This is a genomic window from Mycobacterium celatum, from assembly GCF_002101595.1.
GTDB lineage: Bacteria > Actinomycetota > Actinomycetes > Mycobacteriales > Mycobacteriaceae > Mycobacterium > Mycobacterium celatum.
In genome coordinates, this window is sequence record NZ_LQOM01000025.1 from 280,168 (window position 1) to 300,560 (window position 20,393).

Annotated in this window: 21 protein-coding genes and 2 pseudogenes; 10 read left to right on the forward strand and 13 right to left on the reverse strand. The window is 66.6% G+C overall.

Going from position 1 to position 20,393, the window contains the following annotated elements:
- Nucleotides 1-14: 14 nt before the first annotated feature.
- The 3 genes from AWB95_RS10810 to AWB95_RS10820 form a co-directional block, all read right to left on the reverse strand.
- A complete protein-coding gene (locus tag AWB95_RS10810) occupies nt 15-704 on the reverse strand; it encodes a Type 1 glutamine amidotransferase-like domain-containing protein (RefSeq protein ID WP_062541089.1) in 690 nt (229 codons plus the stop codon).
- 379 nt (nt 705-1,083) lie between these two features.
- Complete coding sequence (locus AWB95_RS10815; protein WP_062541088.1) at nt 1,084-1,470, reverse strand: DUF2237 family protein; 387 nt, start codon at nt 1,468-1,470, stop codon at nt 1,084-1,086.
- 2 nt (nt 1,471-1,472) lie between these two features.
- The gene (locus tag AWB95_RS10820; RefSeq protein WP_062541087.1) at nt 1,473-2,444 is read right to left on the reverse strand and encodes an aldo/keto reductase; all 972 of its coding nucleotides are present in this window, start codon (nt 2,442-2,444) and stop codon (nt 1,473-1,475) included.
- A gap of 73 nt (nt 2,445-2,517) precedes the next feature.
- Here AWB95_RS10820 and AWB95_RS10825 point away from each other — a divergent pair, with 73 nt between their 5' ends.
- From AWB95_RS10825 to AWB95_RS10845, 5 genes are all read left to right on the forward strand, one after another.
- The gene (locus AWB95_RS10825; protein ID WP_062541086.1) at nt 2,518-3,285 is read left to right on the forward strand and encodes an SDR family oxidoreductase; all 768 of its coding nucleotides are present in this window, start codon (nt 2,518-2,520) and stop codon (nt 3,283-3,285) included.
- Nucleotides 3,286-3,306: 21 nt separating this feature from the next.
- Nucleotides 3,307-3,741 carry an SRPBCC family protein gene (locus AWB95_RS10830; protein ID WP_062541085.1) on the forward strand — a complete coding sequence of 145 codons (435 nt, stop codon included), beginning with the start codon at nt 3,307-3,309 and terminating at the stop codon, nt 3,739-3,741.
- Between the two features lie 8 nt (nt 3,742-3,749).
- Nucleotides 3,750-4,931, forward strand: coding sequence for an acyl-CoA dehydrogenase family protein (locus tag AWB95_RS10835; RefSeq protein ID WP_062541084.1), 1,182 nt, complete (start codon nt 3,750-3,752; stop codon nt 4,929-4,931).
- A gap of 23 nt (nt 4,932-4,954) precedes the next feature.
- Complete coding sequence (gene ngg, locus AWB95_RS10840; RefSeq protein ID WP_062541083.1) at nt 4,955-6,736, forward strand: N-acetylglutaminylglutamine synthetase; 1,782 nt, start codon at nt 4,955-4,957, stop codon at nt 6,734-6,736.
- A 172-nt stretch (nt 6,737-6,908) separates the two neighbouring features.
- A complete protein-coding gene (locus AWB95_RS10845; RefSeq protein ID WP_062541082.1) occupies nt 6,909-7,601 on the forward strand; it encodes a sensor domain-containing protein in 693 nt (230 codons plus the stop codon).
- A gap of 5 nt (nt 7,602-7,606) precedes the next feature.
- On the opposite strand, the gene AWB95_RS10850 is transcribed toward AWB95_RS10845, so the two are convergent.
- The 4 genes from AWB95_RS10850 to AWB95_RS10865 all read right to left on the reverse strand — a co-directional run bounded on the left by AWB95_RS10850 (nt 7,607) and on the right by AWB95_RS10865 (nt 12,564).
- Complete coding sequence (locus AWB95_RS10850; protein WP_062541081.1) at nt 7,607-8,200, reverse strand: hypothetical protein; 594 nt, start codon at nt 8,198-8,200, stop codon at nt 7,607-7,609.
- A 70-nt stretch (nt 8,201-8,270) separates the two neighbouring features.
- Entirely contained in the window at nt 8,271-9,857 is a 1,587-nt protein-coding gene (locus tag AWB95_RS10855) for a Na+/H+ antiporter (RefSeq protein ID WP_062541080.1), read from the reverse strand.
- Nucleotides 9,858-9,899: 42 nt separating this feature from the next.
- Nucleotides 9,900-11,669, reverse strand: a complete 1,770-nt coding sequence (locus AWB95_RS10860; protein WP_085168205.1) for a serine/threonine-protein kinase PknD — start codon at nt 11,667-11,669, stop codon at nt 9,900-9,902.
- Nucleotides 11,670-11,805: 136 nt separating this feature from the next.
- The gene (locus tag AWB95_RS10865; protein ID WP_084707285.1) at nt 11,806-12,564 is read right to left on the reverse strand and encodes a cutinase family protein; all 759 of its coding nucleotides are present in this window, start codon (nt 12,562-12,564) and stop codon (nt 11,806-11,808) included.
- Nucleotides 12,565-12,847: 283 nt separating this feature from the next.
- On the opposite strand from AWB95_RS10865, the gene AWB95_RS10870 reads away from it, so the two are divergent.
- The 5 genes and pseudogenes from AWB95_RS10870 to AWB95_RS24120 form a co-directional block, all read left to right on the forward strand.
- Nucleotides 12,848-13,372, forward strand: a complete 525-nt coding sequence (locus tag AWB95_RS10870; protein WP_062541240.1) for an OsmC family protein — start codon at nt 12,848-12,850, stop codon at nt 13,370-13,372.
- Nucleotides 13,369-14,445, forward strand: a complete 1,077-nt coding sequence (locus AWB95_RS10875) for an acyl-CoA dehydrogenase family protein (protein WP_062541241.1) — start codon at nt 13,369-13,371, stop codon at nt 14,443-14,445. Before AWB95_RS10870 ends, AWB95_RS10875 begins: the two co-directional genes overlap by 4 nt.
- Nucleotides 14,442-15,044 (forward strand): annotated as a pseudogene (locus AWB95_RS10880) (RNA polymerase sigma factor); the annotation flags it as partial. The gene AWB95_RS10875 and the pseudogene AWB95_RS10880, both read left to right, overlap by 4 nt.
- An 11-nt stretch (nt 15,045-15,055) precedes the next feature.
- Nucleotides 15,056-15,316 (forward strand): hypothetical protein, encoded by a 261-nt coding sequence (locus tag AWB95_RS24025; RefSeq protein ID WP_062541242.1) that lies wholly within the window; start codon nt 15,056-15,058, stop codon nt 15,314-15,316.
- A pseudogene (locus tag AWB95_RS24120) lies at nt 15,316-15,843 on the forward strand (formate/nitrite transporter family protein); the annotation flags it as partial. The gene AWB95_RS24025 and the pseudogene AWB95_RS24120, both read left to right, overlap by 1 nt.
- 123 nt (nt 15,844-15,966) lie before the next feature.
- On the opposite strand, the gene AWB95_RS10895 reads toward AWB95_RS24120, so the two are convergent.
- From AWB95_RS10895 to AWB95_RS10915, 6 genes are all read right to left on the reverse strand, one after another.
- The gene (locus AWB95_RS10895) at nt 15,967-16,368 is read right to left on the reverse strand and encodes a hypothetical protein (RefSeq protein ID WP_062541244.1); all 402 of its coding nucleotides are present in this window, start codon (nt 16,366-16,368) and stop codon (nt 15,967-15,969) included.
- Between the two features lie 13 nt (nt 16,369-16,381).
- A complete protein-coding gene (locus tag AWB95_RS10900) occupies nt 16,382-17,080 on the reverse strand; it encodes a hypothetical protein (RefSeq protein WP_085168187.1) in 699 nt (232 codons plus the stop codon).
- A complete protein-coding gene (locus AWB95_RS23950) occupies nt 17,077-17,205 on the reverse strand; it encodes a hypothetical protein (protein WP_269745772.1) in 129 nt (42 codons plus the stop codon). Before AWB95_RS23950 ends, AWB95_RS10900 begins: the two co-directional genes overlap by 4 nt.
- A 16-nt stretch (nt 17,206-17,221) precedes the next feature.
- The gene (locus tag AWB95_RS10905) at nt 17,222-18,013 is read right to left on the reverse strand and encodes a CbbQ/NirQ/NorQ/GpvN family protein (protein WP_062541472.1); all 792 of its coding nucleotides are present in this window, start codon (nt 18,011-18,013) and stop codon (nt 17,222-17,224) included.
- Nucleotides 18,010-19,530, reverse strand: a complete 1,521-nt coding sequence (locus AWB95_RS10910) for a nitric oxide reductase activation protein NorD (protein WP_062541473.1) — start codon at nt 19,528-19,530, stop codon at nt 18,010-18,012. Before AWB95_RS10910 ends, AWB95_RS10905 begins: the two co-directional genes overlap by 4 nt.
- A gap of 127 nt (nt 19,531-19,657) precedes the next feature.
- Nucleotides 19,658-20,266, reverse strand: a complete 609-nt coding sequence (locus AWB95_RS10915; protein WP_062541474.1) for a TetR/AcrR family transcriptional regulator — start codon at nt 20,264-20,266, stop codon at nt 19,658-19,660.
- Between the last annotated feature and the right edge of the window lie 127 nt (nt 20,267-20,393).

Sequence of the window (20,393 nt, forward strand, 5' to 3'; positions counted from 1 at the left end):
GCCGAACCGGCCGGTTACGCGTCTTCGGCGTACAACAGCGAATGCGTGACGCCGGTGCCGTCGAAACGGAATTCGTGTGCGGGCCGCCGTAGCGGCTCGATGGTGATATCCGGGTGCACGACGACGCCGCCGCCGGAGGGCAATCCGAGTCCGGTGGCCCCGCCCTCCAGCGACTGGATGGTGCGTGCCAGCCGTGCCCACTCGGATCGCTCGTCGTGCGTGTCGATGACCACCGGCGCAAGATTGAACACATCAAGCAGCTCGGATTTCTCGACGATTCCATACCGCCCGAGTTGGACCGCGCCGGCCGAAATACCCACCAGCAACGCCCCTTGGGCATACCGCTGCCGGATCACGTTCTTCATGCCGGTCTTTTCGAACGTATTCCAGCCCCTGCGCACATCGCCGCCTGCCAGCACGATCAGCTCGGCACGCTCCAGGAAGGCGCGGTCATCGGGGCCGAACGACGAAGCGATCATGCGACGGTCGGTGATTCCAATCGGTTCGATCGCCGCCTCGAAGATCTCGTAGAACTCGGGACGGTCGCCGTTGCAGGCGCCGATGTAGGCCGCGCTAAACGCTGTGTCCCAAGCAAATCCGTCGAGCGCTGCATCCAGGAGCAGCCGGTCCTGCCGCTTCCAGAACAGCAGCTGGCTGTCCGCCAGCAGATAGAGCGGTTGAAGTTGCGGCGCCGTCCCAGTCACCGCGGCGCGGCCGCCTAACCCCCTCCGTAGGTGGGTCCCTTTACGCCGTCGCGGTACGTAACGCATTGGCCTGCGGTGCAACACGTCTCGATCAGAACCGGGGCGGCACCCCAGTGCGGTTGCACCTCCTGCGACGTGTAGTCGCCACCGGCGCCACGACAATTGTCCTCAACGTCCGTGACTGCGCCGGCAAGTGGCGCACCCCAGATCATCACCGCAACCGGGATTGCGAACACCGCCGCGCGCATCGCGTTCGATACAAGATGCTTCATGATCCTCCATCACTCGGCGTAGTACCGAGGCCATTCCTTCAAGTCGTTGCTCTCGCGGAGTCGAGAGCGCCAGTTTACCGGTCCCGGACCGCGCCAGGACGGCGTCGCTACAACTCGCCCAGGTCGTCGGGCACGTCGACGGCGTACTCCCGCAGCACCTCCAGCGGCACCGCCTCCAAGGTGCGTTCGTGAGTGGAGGCCAGCACGACCGGGGCGGCGTAGCCGTCGTGGTGGGCCCGAAGCCAGTTCAACGCGGTGACACACCAACGGTCGCCGGGCGTGAGGCCGGGGAAGCGGTACTCGGGCCGCGGCGTCACCAGGTCGTTGCCGATCGAGCGCTGGTGCTCCAGGAACTCGGCGGTCACCACCGCGCAGATGGTGTGCAGGCCGATGTCCTCGGGCCCCGTCGCGCAGCAGCCGTCGCGGTAGAACCCGGTGAGCGGCTCGGTGCCGCACTCTTCCAGCGGGCCGCCCAGCACGTTGCGCTCAAGCATCGTCAGCGGCGAAGAAGCTTCTCGCGGACGGTGTCGGTGACGAAGCGCCCCATCGAGACCGGCCGGAACGCGCGGGCCGCGTCGGTCAGCGCGTCGCGGGAATCCGCGGGCAGCTCGATGTCGGCGGCGGCGACGTTGAACTCGAGCTGCTCGACGCTGGACGCCCCGGGAATGGCGACCACGCCGGGCAAGCTGACCAGCCAGGCCAGCGCCACCTGCGCTGGCTTGGCGTCGACGTCGGCGGCGACGGCGCGCAGCGTCTGCAGCAGCGGTTCGATGCGGCGGAGATTCTCGGCGCCGAAAAACGGGTTGATCGCCCGGACGCCGCCGGGCCGGTTGTCGACGCCGTACTTGCCACCCAGAAGTCCTTGCGCCAGTGGGCTGTACGCAATGATGATGCGGTTCTCGCGCTCGGCGAACGGCACCAGGTTGTCCAGCGCGCGGGGGTACGCGAGTGAGAAGTGCACCTGGTTGCTGATCACCGGCCGACCGAGCGCGGCGTCGGCCTTCTGCCATCGCGCAAGCGAGTAGTTGGACACGCCGGCCGCGCCGATCGCGCCGCTGTCGAGCAGATCGCGCATCCCGGGCATGATCACCGAATCGGGGACCACCGGGTTGGGTTGGTGGACCTGGTAGAGCGGGATGCGGTCGAGCTGCAGCCGGCGCGCGCTGGCACGCTCGCGCTGCTTGACCACCGGGGGCAGCGGCGCGACCGGCATGATCTTGCTGGCCACCGCCACCTCGGCGCGCTTGTCGCCGAGCGCTTCGCCGAGGATTCGTTCGCTCTTGCCGAATCCGTACACCTCAGCGGTGTCGAACAGCGTGACTCCCAAGGAAAGTGCACGCTGCACGATCTCGCGCGCGGCACCCGAGGCGTATTGGTCCCCGTAGCCCCACTCCCGCGAGCCGAACTGCCAGGTGCCCAGCCCGATCCGGCTGACTTTTCCGATTCCCTCGACGTCCAGATATTTCATATCGCTCACGGTACTGACACCCACCGCGATCTGTACGCTGTGCCTGCAGCAGGCGTTACAAGAGAGGGCGAATATGTCAAGGACAGTTGTGGTCGGCGCCTCGAGCGGGCTCGGGCGTTGCATCGGCGTCGGTCTTGCGCAGCGAGGCGCTCGGGTCGCGCTTCTCGCCCGCCGTCGCGAGCGCATCGAGGCCGCAGCCAAGGAGGCGGGGCCCGGCGCAACCGCCATCGAATGCGACGTCACCGACGAGGCGTCGTGCCGGGCGGCAATCAGCCAAGCCGCCGACGCGCTCGGCGGCATCGACCACCTGGTGTACACGCCCGCCGTCGGGCCGCTGGTCCGCATGGTCGACACCGACGCGGCCACCTGGCGGCGCGTGTTCGACACCAACGTCATCGGCGCGGCGCTGGCGACCGCGGCGGCGATGCCGCATCTGAGCGCCTCCGCCGGCAAAGCGGTCTACCTCTCGTCCGACGCCGGCACCTTCGGGCCGCCGTGGCCGGGCCTCGGCGCGTACGGCGTCAGCAAGGCGGCGCTGGAACGACTCGTGGAAGCCTGGCGGGCCGAACACCCAGACATCGGCTTCACCTGTCTGATCGTGGGCGAGTGCGCGGGCGGTGAAGGTGACGCGCAAACCGGAATGAACGTGGGCTGGGATCCCGAACTCGCCAAACAGGCTGTGCCGCTGTGGTTGTCGCGCGGCTGTATGCCGGGCAAATTAATGCCCGTCGAAGACCTCATCGAAGTGGTGCACACGATCCTGCGCACCGATGCGGCCACGTCGATGCCGCTCGTGGTCGCCCGGGGCGGGCCCGCCGGCGCGCCGGTCTTTGGCGTTTAGCATGACGACACGGGAGGTCTCATGGTCGAGCTTCACATCGAACGCACAATTGCCGCACCTGCTGAACGGGTCTTCGACTGGCTGGCCGACCCGGCCAGTCTGACCGCCGCTCCGCCAGTCTTTAGAGCCCGTTGGGAGCCCGGCACGACCGGCCCCGGCGAGGGCGCGGTGCGGCGGGTGATCGGGCTGGGCACCTGGTTTCGCGAAGAGATCACGGCGTACGACCCGCCGCGCAGCTACTCCTACCTCATCCTCCGATCGTTTCCGCCGTTCGAGCACGAGGGCGGCACACTGACGTTCACCCCGCGCGGCGACGGCACGCACGTCGACTGGGTCACCCGCTACACCCATCCGGCGTACTTCGGCGGCAGTCTGATGGAGCCGGTCAGCTCCCGGCTGCTCCGCTCGAGCTTCAACGCGATCCTGGCCGGCGCCGCCAAAGCACTGGAAGGCTAGCGACCCTGGTGACGTCGACAGCGAGTACTCAGCTCGTCGCGTTGGCCCGGGGCATGCGGGAGCTCGTGCGCGCCGAGGCCGCCGAATCGGAGCGCCAGCGCACCCTGACCGCCCCGATTGTCGAGGGGATGTGGGCCAGCGGGCTGCTGTCGGCGTTCAATCCCGTCGCGGCCGGCGGCGTCGAACCGTCGTTTGCCGAGATGATCGAGACCTGGATCGAAATGGCTTGGCAGGACGGGTCGTTCGGCTGGGTCGGCATCGCGAACCTGCCGTCGACGTTCGCCGCGGCGTGCTACCTGCCCGACGAAGGTTTTGCCGAGGTGTTCACGGCCCACGACAACCGCGTCACGCTGGGCGGCCAGTTCTTCCCGAACGGGCAGGGGATTGCGGTCGACGGCGGTTACCGGTTGAGTGGATCGTGGAATTTCGGTTCGGGTGTCGGGCATTCGCAATACGTTGCCGCCGGGTTCTTGCCGCTCGACGACGGCGAAATGCGCTGGGTCAGCGACGGTGTTCCCGACATGCAGGTGGCCGTCGTTGCGCGGGAAGACATCTCGCTCGGCGACGGCTGGTATGTCCAGGGGCTCAAGGGAACCGGATCCTACGACTACAGCGCCGACGACGTGTTCGTGCCGGAAAGCCGGACGTTCCCGCTGTTTCGCCGGGAGCCGTACCGCGGCTCGTCGCCGGCCACCCGCATGGGGCTGATGGCGGTGACCGCCGCCGGTCACGCGTCGTGGGCGCTCGGGGTCGCCAAGAGCATGCTCGACGACGTCACCGAACTGGCGGCCACCAAATATCGAATGAGCGACATGGGGGAGTCGCTGGCCAGCCGCCCGACATTCCAGAAAGGCCTCGCCCAGCACGTCGCGGCATGGCGCGCCGCCCGCTTGCTGGTCCTCGACGCGTTCGGCACGGCCGAGGCCGCCGTCGCCTCCGGTGCAGACCTGACCCCGACCTTGCGGGCCGACATGCGGGTGGCCGCCGTGCACGCCACCGACACCGCCCGAAGCTGCGCGGAGTGGGCGCATCTGGCGGCCGGCACCACCGCGATCCGCGAAGGCAGCCGCTTCGAACGGGCATTCCGCGACATGTACACCGGAACTCAGCATGCCTTCATCAGCGAAAAGGTCGCCATCGACGTCGCGCGGATCTGGCTCGGCATCATCGACGACCAGTTCGGACTCTGAGCGAAGTGGGTAGACAAGGCGACATGAGCACCATCGATCCCTCGGACGAGGCGATCACGCTGAGCCTGCACGACGCGCCGCCGGCTCACCTGATGGATGCGATGGTCAAAAGTGTCGAGCTCGAATTGGGTTGGGGCCGACTCATTTTCGGCCAAACCTTTGCCAATTCCGCGAGCCTGGCCGAGGCGCTGCGACGGGAACAGCCCGGGCGGCGCGACATCTCCATCTACCCGCGCGAGCCGCACGTCGTCGTCGCCGAATCGCCGAGCGAGTTCTTCATCGATCCCAGCCACACCTATCGGCTGCGCTTCACCGACTCTGACCCGGAGGGCGCCGCGCCGCCCGGCGTGACGGTGCGGACGCTGAACGACCGGTCCGACGCCGACGCGATGAACCGGGTGTACGTGCGCTGCGGAATGGTCCCGGCACCGGTCGACGTGCTCTGGGACAACCATCTGCATGCCGAGGCAGTGACCTACCTGGTCGCGGTCCGCGACGACGACGGCGCCGTCGTGGGCACCGCCACCGGCGTCGACCACGAGGTGCTGTTCTCCGATCCGGAGCGGGGCTCGAGCATGTGGACCCTGGCCGTCGACCCGGCCGCGGCGCTTCCTGGCGTCGGCGAAGCCCTGGCCCGCGCGATGGCCGGGCACTTCCGCCGCACGGGCCGCGCCTACCTGGACCTGTCGGTCGCGCACGACAACGATGCGGCCATCGCCCTCTACGAGAAGCTGGGTTTTCGCCGCATCCCGGTGATGGCGATCAAGCGGAAGAACGCGATCAACGAGCCGCTGTTCACCCCGCGGCCGGAAACGATCGACGACCTCAACCCCTATGCCCGGATCATCGCCGACGAGGCGCTGCGTCGCGGAATCCGGGTGGAGGTCCTTGACGCGGAGACCGGCGAGATGCGGCTGACCCACGGCGGCCGCAGCGTGGTCACCCGAGAGTCGCTGTCGGAGTACACCTCGGCGATCGCCATGTGCCGCTGCGACGACAAGCGCCTGACCCGCCGGCTTGTCAAAGAGGCCGGCATCACCGTGCCTCGCGCCCGCCTGGCCACCTTGGACGACGCCGACTACGCCTTCCTGACCGAAGTCGGCGAGGTCGTCGTCAAACCGACTCGCGGCGAACAGGGCAAGGGCATCACGGTCGGCATCACCGCGCAGGACGGCCCGGAGAAGCTTTCCGCCGCCGTGGCCCGGGCGCGGGAACAGTATCCCGAAGTGCTGATCGAGCAACGGATCGCCGGCGAGGACCTTCGCCTGGTGGTGATCGACGGCAAGGTGGTGGCCGCCGCGCTGCGGCTGCCGCCCGAGGTCATCGGTACCGGCGATCGCAGCGTTCGGGACCTGATCGCGGCCGAGAGCCGGCGGCGCTCGGAGGCCACGGGTGGTGAATCCACCATCCCGCTCGACGAGGTCACCGAGGCGACTGTCGTCGAGGCCGGTTGGATCATGGATGACGTGCTGCCCGAAGGAACCCGGCTCCGGGTGCGTCGCACCGCCAACGTGCATCAGGGCGGCACGATTCGCGACGTCACCGCGCAGGTGAACCCCGAATTGTGCCGGGTCGCGGTGGCAGCGGCCGAGGCGATCGGCATCCCGGTGACCGGCATCGACCTGGTGGTTCCCGACATCGCCGGCGAGGACTATGTCTTCATCGAAGCCAACGAGCGTCCCGGACTGGCCAACCACGAACCGCAACCCACGGCCGCGGCTTTCGTCGACTTTTTGTTCCCAGGTCAGCCCGCCCCGCCGACGGCGTGGACGCCGGGGGAATCGCAATCCGACGGCGAGGATTGAGGCCTTCCCTCAAGTCCCTCACGCATGCGAATTTGAGAGCACCTGGCAGAACAGGAAATTGGCCAATTTGCTGGCATTGGCCCCCACCGGTCGCGGTAGGCTCGACAACACGCAAGTTCTGGTCGGCGCAGCAGAAATCTGTTTTCGCAACGGCAGGAATGGGGGTGCGCAGATGCGCTATCTGGCGACCGCGTTCGCCGTCGCCGCCATCTGCATTCTCACCGCCGGTTGCGGCAGCGGTGACAATCAAGGCGCCAAGTCGACGACAACCACCACCACCACGACGCTCATTCCGCGTCCTGTTGTGGAGCGTGAGCTGGACGGATTGCTGCTGCCTCCCGAGCAGATCAACCCCGTGATGGGCGCGACCGAACTGAAACTCACCAGGAAACACGACCAGATGTCCGACGACAGCGCCACGATGGAACCCAGGGAATGCCTGGCCATCGACGGCTCGGTGCAGGCCCAGGTATATGCGGACAGTGGTTTCACCGCGATGCGCGATCAGGCGTTCAACGACGGCGACAACTTCACCCATTACGCCGAGGAGGCGGTGGTGTTGTTTCCCACCGCCAAACAAGCCGGCGCGTTCTTCAACAACTCGGCCAAACAGTGGCCGGCGTGCCACCAGTACCGCCACATTCAGTCGGGGACGGAGTGGACTGCCGGACCGATATCCAACGCCGACGGCATACTGAGCGTGGTTGCGACGCAACAGAATGCCAGAGCCGGTGGCTGGGCCTGCGGACGCGCGCTGGCGCTGAAAAACAACATCATCGTCGACGTCAACACCTGCAGCCCGGACCCGAAAAACTCGGCTGTCGACCTCGCTAGGCAGATCGCCGCGAAAGTGCCACTGCGGTAAGGCCGTTAGGCGTGCAGCCCCTGCTTGATGGCGGCGTCTTGTTTTTTGCCTACATCGCTGACGAAATCCGGCGGTGCGGACATGCCGCTGGGGCCGTCGAATTCGAGTGTGACGAACGCCCTGCCCTCGGTGAACATCAACACCGTGATTCCCTTGGATTTGTCGGGTGCATCCCCTGAGATCGTCGTTCCGCCGGCGCCGACGTCCGTCGCGACAGGCGGCCCGGATATGGCGCCGGGCGGCGCCGCCTTGGCCGCATCGAGCGCATTCGCCGCCGCGGCGGGATCCGGAAGGACCACGATGGTGTCGCGGATGACGTGGCTGCCGTCGTCGTCGGTGAATGTGATCGCCGCGCCCTGCTGGCCATTCGGGTTCGGTGTCGGCGGGCCGGCGGTGAAGGTGTCGGGCGCGTTGATGTCTTTCGGCCCGATCAGCAGCTTGGTGTAGTCGGCAGGTGATGCCGGCGTCGAGGCGTGACTGGTTGCGGTCGGTTTGGCTGCTCCCGATGTGGCGGTCGACGACTTCGAATTGCTGTGGCAGCCGGCCACCAGCGTGGCCGCTACAGCGACTCCGGTGGCCGCCAACAGTGAAATCCGCATTCCGTGGCTGCTCCTTTGCTGCAACGTCATCGCCGAACTATATCCGCATCGGAGTGCGGCGTATTCGAAGCTATTCGGTGTCGGCAGGGTCGAGAAGTCGCACCTCCTCGAGGTCCATCGCGGTCTGCAGCTCGCGCAGCACGATGTCGTCGATGCGATTGCGGTCTCGCAGCTCGGTGACGGCCCGGCGCTTGTGTTCGAGCACCCCGAGACGCACCCGTCGCACCAGGTCGTTCTGCTCGGCCGGGTTGTTCGGCGCCGAGGCGTCGGCCATGACGAGCGCCGCATGTTCTTCGTATTCCTTTTGCAGACGGCGCAATAGCTCCTCGCCGACACCGAGTTCGCCGGCCACCTGCGGCAGTGCTTCGAGGGCGGCTTCGGCGCTGCGAGTGCGGGCCAGCTGCAATTCGTCGGCGCGCCCGGCGTCTTGGGGCAACCGAGCCCAACGAACGACGATGGGCAGGGTGCTTCCTTGGACGAGGACGGTCACCAGGATCACGATCGACACCACGAAGATGATCAGGTTGCGGTCCGGGAATGGCGTGCCGGCACGCGTGGTCAGCGGGACGGCCAGCGCGGCGGCAAGCGACACCGCGCCGCGAAATCCCGCCCAACTGGACACCGCGCGCTGACGCCAGTTGACGCGGCGGGCGCGCTGGGCCTCGCGACGGTCCAGAGTGCGAAGCAGCACGGTGGTGATTTCGGTCCAGGCAACCCGGGTCGCGACGACGACACCGGTGACAGCAAGTGCCAGTAGCACCGCGCGGCCGAGTCCGCCGTCGAGATTCGAGATGCCCCGCACTGCGCTCGGGAGCTGCACTCCGACGAACACCCACAGCGAGCCGTTGATCAGGAAGGTCGCAATGTCCCAGAACGCGAACGACTGCAGCCGCGACCGGGCCCGGATCACCCGCGGCCCGACGTAGGTGAGCACAAGCGCGGCCACCAGGACGGCGACGACACCACTGCAGTGAATCGACTGGGCGAGCAGGAATGCCGCGAACGGCGTCAACACGCTCAGGGCGCCCTCTTCGAGCGGCGCGTCGAGCCGGCGGCGCAGCATCGTCACGGCCAGGCCGACCAGCAGCCCGGCGGCGATACCACCGAGGTAGGAGCCGACAAACCGACCGACCAGCGCGACCGGGCCGATCGCGGGGCTTCCGGTCGCGACGGCGACGGTCACCGCGAACATCACAAGCGCTGTGCCGTCGTTGATGATGCTCTCGGCGCGCAGCACGGTGAGGGGCCGGCGCGGCAGCTGTTTGGCCAACCCGGCCACCGCCGCGGCATCGGTCGGCGAAAGCACCGCGCCGAGGACCGCGGCCGCGTGTGACTCCATTCCGAGCGCTCGCGCCGTCCACGACACCGCGACGGCGGTGGCGATCACCAGGCCGACGCTGATCAGCACGATCACGCGCAGGTTTGCCCGGATCTCGCGAAAGCTGGTGTTCATGCTCTCCCAGTAGAGGATTGCCGGCAGGAACAGCAGCAGCACGATTTCGCCGTCGAGCCGAATCCCGCCGAAGCGGGGGATCAGTCCAAGCAGGGCGCCCAACAGGATGAGCAGGACCGGGGGACCGATGCGATAGCGCTTGCCCAGCACTGTTCCCAGGACGACGGCGGCAACCAGCGTTACGACGACGACGAGCCCGAACACCAGGACATCTTCCTGTATGGCGCGCTACGTGCTGCGCGGCGGTCAGTTTTGCCGCAGGGCCACCACCTGGTTGCTGTGGTCCGCGACGTAGACGGTGCCGTTGCTGTCGACCGCCAAACCCCACGGATTGTCCAGGCCGGTGAAGGGCAGTTCGATCTGCGTCGTGGACCCGACCGGAAGTTTCAGTGTGCGGTCGTTCTGGCTGTCGGTGACGTACACGGCGCCCTCGTTGTCCACCGTCACACCGCCCGGTTCTTTGAGGCCGGTAAGGGGCAGTGCCGCTTGGGTATCCGAGCCGGCCGGCAATGCCAGCACGCGGTTGTTGCCGCCGTCGGCCACGTAGACGGTTCCGCTGCTGTTCACGACCACACCGGTGGGCGCGCTGAGGCCCGCGAAAGGTAGCTCGGTCTGCCGGTTCGAGCCGGCCGGCAACGCCACCACCCGGTTCTTGGCCGTGTCGGTGACGTAGACGGTGCGGCTGCTGTCCACCGTGATACCGGTGGGGTTGCCGAGATCGGTGAAGGCCAGCTGGATCTGGGTGGTCGAGCCGGCCGGCAACACCACCACGCGCTTGTTGCCGGCGTCGGTGACGTAAACCGTGCCGGTATTGTCCGCGGTCACACCGGTCGGATAGTTCAGGCCGTCGAAGGGCAGCACGGCGGGGCCGGTCGAGCCGGCTGCCAATGCCAGCACCCGGTTGTGGGGGGTATCGGCGACGTACACGGTTCCGCCGATATCCACCGAAACGCCTTGTGGTTCCCGCAGACCGGTGAACGGCAGCGTCACCTGGCGTGAGTCGCCGCCTCCCGCGCTGCGATGGCCGATGGCGAGAGTCGCGCCCGCGAGGACCGCTGCGACGACCAGTGCGGCGGCCGTCGAGATCACGACGGCTTTGCGGCGCCACCATGGTGGCGCCGGCGCCTGCGGTGGCGGGGTCCGCGCCTGGTCGCGGCTGGGAATCCTCGGCTGTGTCGGAGCAGACGGGTGCGGCGAACCGACCGGCGTGGTGATGGCCTCCCGGGTGGCGCGCGCCAGCTCGACGGCGGTGCGGTAGCGCGCGGCGGGGTCTTTCGCCATGCCACGCGCGATGACCATGTCGAAGCCGCCAGGTAATCCGGGATTGGTGGTCGACGGCTGCGGTGGCGGAGCTGTGAGGTGGTTGGTGATCTGTTGCTCGAGGCTGTCGCCGGGGAACGGGTACCGTGCGGTCAGGCATTCATACAGCACGCAGGCCAGCGAGTAGATGTCCGAGCGGGCGTCGACCTGTCCGGCGTTGAATCGTTCCGGCGCCATGTAATGGTAGGTGCCGACCACGTCTCCGGCCGCCGTCAAGCCCAGTTCGCCCGCCGCGCGGGCGATTCCGAAATCGATCAGATAGGCGAAGTCGTCGTGGTCGAGCAAAATGTTGGAGGGCTTGACATCCCGGTGCAACAGCCCCACCTTGTGTGCGTCGTGCAACGCCTTCGCGACTTGCTCGATGATGCGCACCGCCCGCTCCGGCGGCAGCGGACCGCGGGCGAGGACGGACTGCAGGTCGCGGCCCTCGATCAGCCGCATGTCCACGAACAGCCGTCCGTCGATGTCCCCGTGAGTGTGGATCGGGATGACATGTGGGCTGTTCAGTCGCGCGGCCGCATGGGCTTCCCGCCGAAACCGCTGTTGGAACACCCCGTCTTTGGACATCTCGGCGGGCAGGATCTTGATCGCGACGATCCGGTCGATCGCAGTGTCGTAGGCTCGCCACACCTCGCCCATGCCGCCACGGCCCAGCAATTCGAGGAGCCGGTACTTTCCGAACGAAGTCCCCTGCAACGAGCCCTCCACAGCAACCTTCCAGCAACGTGCCAGCACCATAGCGCGCTGCGAATATCGGTCGCAGGCTTTTCACCACCGGGCAGACCGGGTCATCGGTCAGCGATACCGCTGCGGCCAGCCCGCACAACCAGATTCAGGCGCCTGGTTGCTGGTCGTCGGCGGGCGGCGGCGGTGGTGGCGGTGCGGGCGCGGGCGGCGGGCTCTGGCCGGGAGGTGGCGGGCCCACGTGATTCGCGGCGAACGCCGCCCCGCGGTCGATCATGGCTCCGTCGCCTGCGTAACTGTCGTGCGCGGCGAAATTCATTCCGTCGGAGCAAACCGGATCCTCCGGTGCGCACAGTTTGATGGTCTTCGCCTGGTAGGCCGGGCCGATGGAAACCGGCGGCTGGCCGAGGAAATTCATCGCCCGGACATTGGGCATGGCGAAAAGCACGACGGCGGCAACGTGGTCGGCGATCTTGGGATCCAGCGGTTTCGGAACCGTCGCCGGGTCGACGCCGTCCGGGACTGCGGCTGAGGTGACGAAGCCCGTCACTGCTGCGCCCTGCGAGTAGCCGCCGAGCACCATCTTGGTGTTGGGGCAGGTGTTGGCCATCGAAACGACGTGAGCGCCTTCGTCACGAATTCCGTCGAGGCCGGTCGCCCACTCGTCGCTGGCGGGGTAGTTGACCGGGTAGACGTCGAGCGACCTTGCGCCCAGTCGCGGGCGCAGCGAGTCGACGAATGCTTGCCCCGTCGGCCCGACGCCAGGTGGCTCGCCGGTACCGCGGGCGAACACCACCTGCACGTCCGGGCACGGTTCGGCGGGTGCGGACGCAACGCCGAGGCTCGGCAGCGCTCCCGTCGATACGACTGCACCACAAAGGAATCGGGCGGTAAGACGTCCTGGCATGGCTCTTATGGTGCCATATCGCGCCGCCACGCCCTGCATCGAATCACCGTCGCGGGCCCGGCATTTCTTCACCACGATTCAAAAGCTCGACGACGCTGCCGCTCGAGCGCAGGATTTGCGCCGCCCGCCCCGAAAGTGCACGTAGACGTCCCGCGGCCGGTGCGTTTCGGTGGTGTGACGATTCGTGTCTTGTCCGTAAATGGTTCGGTGCCGCCATCACGCAACGGCGCTTGCTGAGCACTAAACCGGCGAAGGCAGAATCTCCGTCACTGGGAGGACGTTCATGACCGATGGTCTTGTCATCGACGCCGAGGGCCTTGACCGGCTTTCGTGCAGCGCAAGGGCCGGGCCCGGCGCCGGCAAAAAGACCCTCAAAGCCAAGACGGTGTGCGAGGCCGGCTTCCGCAACCTGACGTACGTCCGCAACCTGTCGCCGGTGCTGGTCGGCGAGCCACCCGCCCTGCTGGGCGACGACTCGGCACCCAATCCGTCGGAGACCGCGTTGGCCGCGCTGGGTTCCTGCATCTCGGTCGGCATGCTGGCCAACGCGACTCACCACGGCGTGACGCTGACGAAGATCGAAGTCGAGATGGAAGGCGACATCGACATCTCCGCGGTGTGGGGTGTCGGTGATACGCCGGACGACAAAATCCCCGGCTTCACCGAGGTCCGCTGCAAGGTCACCCTTGCTGGCGACACCGACGAGAAAACACTTCAGCAGATTCACGACAACGCCATCACCTGGTCGCCGGTCGTCAACACATTCCGGCGCCCTGCGATCGTCGAGTCAACACTCGTCGCCTCATGAGAGCCCTCACGCCGACTGCCGGCGCCGCGGCAGGCAGCCTCGACAACGCGCTGCTTTCCGACATCGCTGCGCACGCCGCGGCCCTGGATCTCGGCGAGGCGAGCTCGCGGCGCAGTTTCGCGGCCCTGGGCGAGGCGGGGCTGCTCGGTCTGGGCGCCCCGGACAACGCCGATGGTCGGCTGCCTGCGATGGCAACGGTCATCGGCGAGATCGCCGCGGTGTGCATGAGCACAGCGTTCTCGGTGTGGGCGAACCGGATGGTGGTGGAATACCTGTCGACCGCCCAAACCGCTTACAGCACAACGGCGGTCCAACCGCTGCTGCAAGGACAGGCCCTCGGTGTGACGGCCATGGCGTCCGCGTTCAAGGATGCGGCAGGCTGCGGAGCCCTCGAGCTGAGGGCAGCACCGGTCGAGGACGGATACGAACTGTATGGCCCCATCAGGTGGGCCAGCAACCTCTACCCCGACTCCATGCTGGTGACCGCAGCACGCTGCGAGACCGGCGAAAAGCTCGTCGCCGCAATGCCGCTCGACACCCCGGGCATCATCGTGGGAGACCAGTTCGACCTGTTGGGGCTCGGCAGCACCGCCTCGTCGTCTCTCAAGCTGAAGGGCGTCCGAATCGCGACCGAGCAGGTGCTGTCGACCGACTTCGCGGAATTCATCGGCGCCGTCCGCCCTACCTTCCTGGTCCTGCAGTCCGCCAGGTGCCTGGGCCTGGCCTCGACCAGCCTGGAGCAGAGCCGGCTCGGGTCGCACGGGGTCAACTCCGTATTCGCCGCCGAGGTTGACTCACTCGTCGGCAGGCTCGCACTCGCCGAGACCACCCTGGCGAGTTTTGCCGCGGCGGTGGGCACCCCGAATCAGCCGACGAAGAAGGATCTGCTTTCGCTGCGGCTCGGCGCAGCCGAAATCGCAAGCGCCAGTGCAGCATTGGAGATCAGGACCGCCGGGGGCAAGGGATATGTCAGCGGTACCTCGGCAAGCCGGCGCTACCGGGAAGCGGCCTTCATTCCCGTCCAGTCCCCGTCCGAGGCCCAGCTCAGATGGGAACTCGGCCGCTGCACATGACGTCGGTGTCCGTTCCTCTCGACAGCACCGACCCGCAGGTGGGCGGCATTCCGCTGGCCGACCTGGTCCGCGATTTTCACAAGCAGATGGTGAACTTCGCTCGCACGATGGTGGATTCACCGGCAGCTGCCGAGGAGGCCGTGCAAGAAGCGTGGCTGCAGATCCTGCAGTCGGCACATTCATTCGAGGGTCGTTCCTCGGTGACGACGTGGTTGTTCGCCATAGTGAAAAACACGGCGTCGCGTCACCGCCGCCATGAATCACGGATCCGCAAGCATGAGCTGCTGGCTCAGGAAGCCGCCGATCCGCTGAGCGGGCGGATACACCCGCCCGGGCATCCCGATGCCGGACACTGGAGCGTCCCACCGTCGAGGCGGTTCTTGCCCGAGGACGAGACCGTGACGCGAGAGCTCGTGGGGCAGGTTCGAGCTGCTGTGGCCGGATTGCCTGCGCGGCAACGTCAACTCGTGATCCTCCGCGATCTCGTCGGACTGACGCCCGATGAGGCTGCCGAGATTCTGGAAGTGTCCGGGCAGGCCCAGCGCGCTCTCCTCTATCGCGCCCGCGGAAACCTGCGTAACGAACTGGAGAGGCGCTATCTGGAATGCCCATGGATCAAGACCACCTGGTGCCGGCGATCGACTGCACCGACTTCGTCCTGTTCGTCGAGGACCTCGTCGACTCGGAGCCCGGTCAGTGGGCAGCAGTGGTGACCAAGCATCTTCGGGATTGCCCGCCCTGCCTGATTTATCTGCAGCAGATGCGCGATATCAGGATTCTGCTCAACCACGTCTTCGACGGCGAAAGGCTCACCGAGGTGCACATCGGCGGTGTCCTCAACGCGCTCACCGGGTTTCGAGAGGTGCACTGATGTCTCAAATCGTTTCGCTGCCAGAAGACTTTCGCCTGCCGCCTGCGGCGCGCAGTCCGGATGCCGACATTGCCGGCGATCCGTTCGAGCTATTGAGTGTCGGCGCGATGGTGCGCCGAATCGCGGACATGGCGGTCGACAAGGCATCCCACCTCTGGGCGTTTCTCATTCATTCTCTGGTCGGCGGCGCGATGGTTGCGTTCGGGGTGCTGCTGTCGCTGGTCGTGAGCACGGGAGTCACAACCGCGGGAGTGGCCAGCCTGCTGATGGGTCTGGCATTCGGCATGTCGTTCGCGCTGATTCTGGTGTCCGGCATGTCGCTGATCACCGCCGACATGTTCGCCGGACTACTGGCCGTCCCACAGCGCCGCATGAACGTCGCAGCCTACGGCCGGATCATCCTGATCGGCTTGGCGGGCAACACGATTGGCGCGCTTGTGTTCGTGACCATCTGTGCGGCGGCTGGCGGGCCTTACCTGGGCGGCTTCGCCGAGCGGGCAGCAGCTGTTGGCGTACAATCAGCTGGGGTTTCGGCGGTCATGGTCTGTGGCGATGAACTTATGCGTCACCACCATCGGCAACCTCGTCGGCGGCACTATCTTCGTTGCCGTTCCGTTCCAGCTTGTTGCGTGGCTGCAGCAGCGGGCACGTTAAGGGCCGGCTTGGCGGGCCAGTCGCTGGTCGTGGATCTTGACCAGTTCGCGGAACCCGATCCGGTGGTACTGCGGAACCGGCTGGACTCCCCACTTGTCCCTCGCGGTGTGTTGGCCGGCTGCTTCGGGCGCCCTGCCGAACGGCGAACCGGACAGCGGGTAGGGGTACTTGCATTCCAGGGAATCGTCGGAGTAGCGGACCTTCATCAGCTCGCTGCAGATGTCACGCAGCGGCAACGTCGGCCAGCCGTAATAGACCGCCATGAACGGCAGGGTGAAGGCGCCTTCGATGACCAGAGCGACCAGACACACGAACACGCCGCGTTTGAGCCACTTGTGCATGCGCGCGAATGCCGGTGTGGTGCCCAGCGGAAGGTCGTCAGCTGACGGGGTAGACATCGGATTGCTCCTTCTAGTCGGAGAAGATTTCGCGGTTGACGGTGTGCAGGTAGGGGATTGCCAGGAACGGCGTGATGTAGAAGATGTCGTAGAGCCACCAGCCGACGACCGGGAACACCACGCCGGCGTAGCGCACGTCGGCGTACATGGTCATGTTGAACACGTAGCCGATCCAGATCACCACGCCCATCCAGCAGGTGATGATCAGCCACTGGTGGCCCCATCGTTTCATCTGCAGGAAGCCGATCGCGGCGGCCATCCGCATGCTGAAGACGGTGAGAATCAGCCCTACCTCCCACGCCTTTTCGCCCGGGCCGGCGGCGCCGCCGATCCACAACTCGTTGTAGTGCCAGAAATAGCCCGCGTCGAACATGTTGCCCCACCCGGTCATCAGCACCCGGTCGATCAGCGTGTGATTGGCGACCAGGTCCAGCGACCAGCCCAGGCTGTTGAGGGCGCTGTCGATCAGGACCAGATAGCCGATCAGGGTCACAATCATCGGCCGAACCGACAGCCCGGCGCGTTGGGCCTGGCGCTGCAGCCATACCCCGCGCAGAAAGACCGGAAAGCCGATCAGGCCGAGTGCCCAGGTTCCCATCAGGACGGTCCCGGCGATCAGCCACTTGTCGGCCCGGCGCTGGGCCGCGCGGCTCTCCTCGTGGTGCTGGTCGTAGCTGGTCTCGGAACGAGGCTGCGCGAGTGGCACTTTCACAGGTGCCACCAGCCGCGTGCGAAGGACATGTACAACTGGATGGCGAACATCAGCAGCAGATAGCCGTAGATGAAGAGTTGGAAGACGATCATGGCCCGCTTGCGTCGCTGGTCTTGTTCGTTCATCTGTGCCGCTCCTTCCTCAAAGTGATTGCGCGTCGAGCAAACTGGCGGCCGCGACCTCCCGCAGACCGTCGGTGATCGCACCATCGGTGCTCAGCGGCGCAAGGATGCACGCTTGGGCGGCCTCCATTTCGGTTGCGCCGGCGGCGATGAGTTGCGCCGCGGTGACCAGGACCCTCGTGGACGGCGGTTCGAAGTGAAAGACGTCGTCGGCGGTGCGGATGCTGGTTGCGCAGCCGACCAGCCGCCGCGCGACCGCCATGTCGATGCCCGATTCGGTGACAAGCACCTCGGCCTCCCGCTCGGGCGGTAGATAGTTCATCGCGATCGTGACAAACCGTTGCCTGAACGACGGTTTGAGCTCCTTGAGTGAGCTGCGGTAGGCCGGGTTGTAGGAGCAGACCAGCATGAACGAGTCGGGCGCGTTGACCACCTTGCCAGCGCGGTCCAGGTACAAGCAGCGGCGATGATCGGTCAGCGAATGCAGAATGGCCAGCGAGTCGTGGCGCGCTTCGACCACCTCGTCGAGGTAGCAGATTGCGCCGTCCCTGACCGCCCGGGTCAGTGGCCCGTCGGTCCAGACGACGTCGCCGCCGGTGACCAGGAAGCGTCCCACCAGATCGGAACTGGTCAGGTCGTCGTGGCAGCTGATCGTGACCACCGGCCGCTCCAGCAGCCGGCCCATGTGCTCGACCAGTCGGGTCTTGCCGCAACCCGTTGGCCCGGTGAGCATTACCGGCAGCCCTCGCTCGAAGGCCCGCTCGAACAGCGCGACTTCGTTGCCGCTGGCGTAATAGAACCGATCGCTCATGCCGCCACCAGCTCTCGGTGCACGTGCGCCAACACGCGGGGCAGTTCCTCGACGCGCCGGATCCGTTGGGAGCGACGGGGTCCGAACACCTCGGGCAACGGATCGACGCGGGCGGGGCCGACGCCGAGGTAGTACACAGCGACCGCGGCCTGTCGTGCTTCCTCGGCGGCGTGGGCGACGTCGGCCCAGGCGTAGCGGCCCTCGTAGCCTTCGTCGGACATCAGCCCGTCGCCGATGACGATCAGCAGCCGCCGTTCGGATGGCTGCGCCAGCAGCCGGCTGGTCAGATGGCGAAGCGGGGCGCCGAGCCGGGTATAGCCGCCGGTTACCAGGCCCAGGCCGCTCGGTGCGACGAAGTGACTGTCGCCAAAATCCTTGAGGCAGCGCACGTCGACACGGTGGCGGGTGTTCCCGCTGAACACGAAGATGCCGTGCCGCTCGCGGGCCAGTGTCATCGCGTGCGACAGCGCGTCGGCGCACGCGAGTTCCAATTGGAAGAGCCGCCCGCCGTGCACGCCCAGCGACGAACTGCCGTCCAGCAGAAGCGCCGTGGTGACGTCGCGGCAGGCGGGCAAAAGGTCGCGGAACACCCGGGCTTGCGATGCCTGCCCGGTGATGGTGTCGACGTAGTGGGCGACGTAGGAGTCGACGTCCAGATCGCAGCCGTCCTCCAGACGATTGGTCATCGCGCGATGGGTGTGTTCCTCGAACCATCGCCGCAGATTGCCGGCGACCGGTGCGGCGTCGCGCCCGCGTGCGGTGTATCTGCGTTCGAGGACCGCGACGTGGTTGGCGAGAAAGCCTTTCCGCCAGGCGTTCCACTCCGGATAGGGGATACCGAGCCGTTGGTCCGGGCGGATTTCGATGTCGTCGTCCTCGGGTCGGGTTGGCGGCGGCAGGTTGGGATTACGCACACCGCCGTCACCGCCGACCGGCACCGAATAGGCACGGGGGGTGTCCTTTCGCGTGCTGCTCCACGGCATCCGGCCGAACCTGCGTCGCGCGGCAGATATCAATCCGTTGCGCACGGGAGCGGCAAGGGGCAGCGCGCCCAGCAGCGGATGACAGGCCAACGGTTGTCGTGACCGGGCCAGTGCAATGGCGCGTTCGAGCATCGCCGGTGCGTCGAGGTCACCCGGCGCTATCTCGAGGTCTGGCAGGGTCCGCCGCAGGTCGGGCAACAGGCCGGGCCACCTGCCGGCGATCCATCCCAGGGCCGCCCCGGCTTCGACGAGCGTCAAAGCGCCACGTTCGCGCGCCGACAGCTGATCCAGCCGGTAGGTGGCGATCCGGTCCTTCGACGGTGAACACTGCAGGGCCACACCGCATGTCACGGTTCGCAGCGTCCATCCGGGCACCGCCGGGTACGGCACCTGGACAATGCGTCGGTTCGGGCTCAATCCGAAACTGCGGTGCTCACCGGTGACCAGCCGGACGTCGTCGCGACGCCGCTCGGAGAGAACGACCGCCGTCAGCGCGCAACTACGCTCCAGCGCCAACGCCCCCGTATCAGCCATGGCTCAGAAGGTGCCGATGTTGGCAAACATCCAGTACCAGAACGCGATCACTGCGCCGGTGCCGCCCCAGGCGGCGATGTAGCGCACGATGTCTTGCCACACGACCAGACCTCCCTACATTGTTTGGTTAACGCGCCTCAAGCCCGCGAAGAGTGGTGGCGACGAACTTCTCGAGCAGGTCGTCGCGAATTGATGTCATGTGGTGAGTCGTGGTCAGCACCGCGTAGAGGCCCAGCAGGAAGAACACCGCGCTGCTGAACGCATCCACCTCGGGATAGGTCTCGCCCCGGTCACGGGCATGTTCGATCTCGCCAACCACCAGCACGATCAGCGGGTGGTCGCTCCACTCCTCGTTGGGCGGTCGCGTCGACGAGAAGTGCAGCGCCAGAAAGTCTTTGAAGAGCAGGTCGCCGAGCCGCTTCTCCAGCCCCGCGACCAGCCGTACCACCTCGGTCAGCGTCGCGGCAAGGTTGTGTGGCTTGTCGAGGAAGCGGGCCAATTCGGTTGCCATGCGGGCTTCTTCGCGGGTCTCCACCTCGAGCAGCACGTGCTCTTTGGTGGGGAAGTGGAAGAAGAAGGTGCCGTGCGCCACGCCTGCCGCCGATACGATTGCACCCACGTCCGCGCCGGCGAGACCGGACCGCTTGAACTCGGCAACCGCCGCGCCGAGGATGCGCTGTCGCGTCTGCAGCCGCTGCGCTTCGCGGGCGGGCGGCTTGTCCTGCACTCGAGTCATGGTGCGATCTTTCTAACCCAATGACTGATTGAAGTCAATGAATCATGCATAAGACGTCAGGGTCTGATATTGCACGTGAGGTCAATATGCCAATAAGGCAACGAGATTGTTCGCCAAGGAACTGCGA

Excerpts from the sequence above, each read along its gene's own strand:
- AWB95_RS10815 (WP_062541088.1), bottom strand. The coding sequence starts at position 1,470 with ATGCTTGAGCGCAACGTGCTGGGCGGCCCGCTGGAAGAGTGCGGCACC.
- AWB95_RS10820 (WP_062541087.1), bottom strand. The coding sequence starts at position 2,444 with ATGAAATATCTGGACGTCGAGGGAATCGGAAAAGTCAGCCGGATCGGG.
- AWB95_RS10825 (WP_062541086.1), top strand. The coding sequence starts at position 2,518 with ATGTCAAGGACAGTTGTGGTCGGCGCCTCGAGCGGGCTCGGGCGTTGC.
- AWB95_RS10830 (WP_062541085.1), top strand. The coding sequence starts at position 3,307 with ATGGTCGAGCTTCACATCGAACGCACAATTGCCGCACCTGCTGAACGG.
- ngg (WP_062541083.1), top strand. The coding sequence starts at position 4,955 with ATGAGCACCATCGATCCCTCGGACGAGGCGATCACGCTGAGCCTGCAC.
- AWB95_RS10845 (WP_062541082.1), top strand. The coding sequence starts at position 6,909 with ATGCGCTATCTGGCGACCGCGTTCGCCGTCGCCGCCATCTGCATTCTC.
- AWB95_RS10850 (WP_062541081.1), bottom strand. The coding sequence starts at position 8,200 with ATGCGGATTTCACTGTTGGCGGCCACCGGAGTCGCTGTAGCGGCCACG.
- AWB95_RS10865 (WP_084707285.1), bottom strand. The coding sequence starts at position 12,564 with ATGCCAGGACGTCTTACCGCCCGATTCCTTTGTGGTGCAGTCGTATCG.
- AWB95_RS10870 (WP_062541240.1), top strand. The coding sequence starts at position 12,848 with ATGACCGATGGTCTTGTCATCGACGCCGAGGGCCTTGACCGGCTTTCG.
- AWB95_RS10875 (WP_062541241.1), top strand. The coding sequence starts at position 13,369 with ATGAGAGCCCTCACGCCGACTGCCGGCGCCGCGGCAGGCAGCCTCGAC.
- AWB95_RS24025 (WP_062541242.1), top strand. The coding sequence starts at position 15,056 with ATGGATCAAGACCACCTGGTGCCGGCGATCGACTGCACCGACTTCGTC.
- AWB95_RS10895 (WP_062541244.1), bottom strand. The coding sequence starts at position 16,368 with ATGTCTACCCCGTCAGCTGACGACCTTCCGCTGGGCACCACACCGGCA.
- AWB95_RS23950 (WP_269745772.1), bottom strand. The coding sequence starts at position 17,205 with ATGAACGAACAAGACCAGCGACGCAAGCGGGCCATGATCGTCTTCCAA.
- AWB95_RS10905 (WP_062541472.1), bottom strand. The coding sequence starts at position 18,013 with ATGAGCGATCGGTTCTATTACGCCAGCGGCAACGAAGTCGCGCTGTTC.
- AWB95_RS10910 (WP_062541473.1), bottom strand. The coding sequence starts at position 19,530 with ATGGCTGATACGGGGGCGTTGGCGCTGGAGCGTAGTTGCGCGCTGACG.
- AWB95_RS10915 (WP_062541474.1), bottom strand. The coding sequence starts at position 20,266 with ATGACTCGAGTGCAGGACAAGCCGCCCGCCCGCGAAGCGCAGCGGCTG.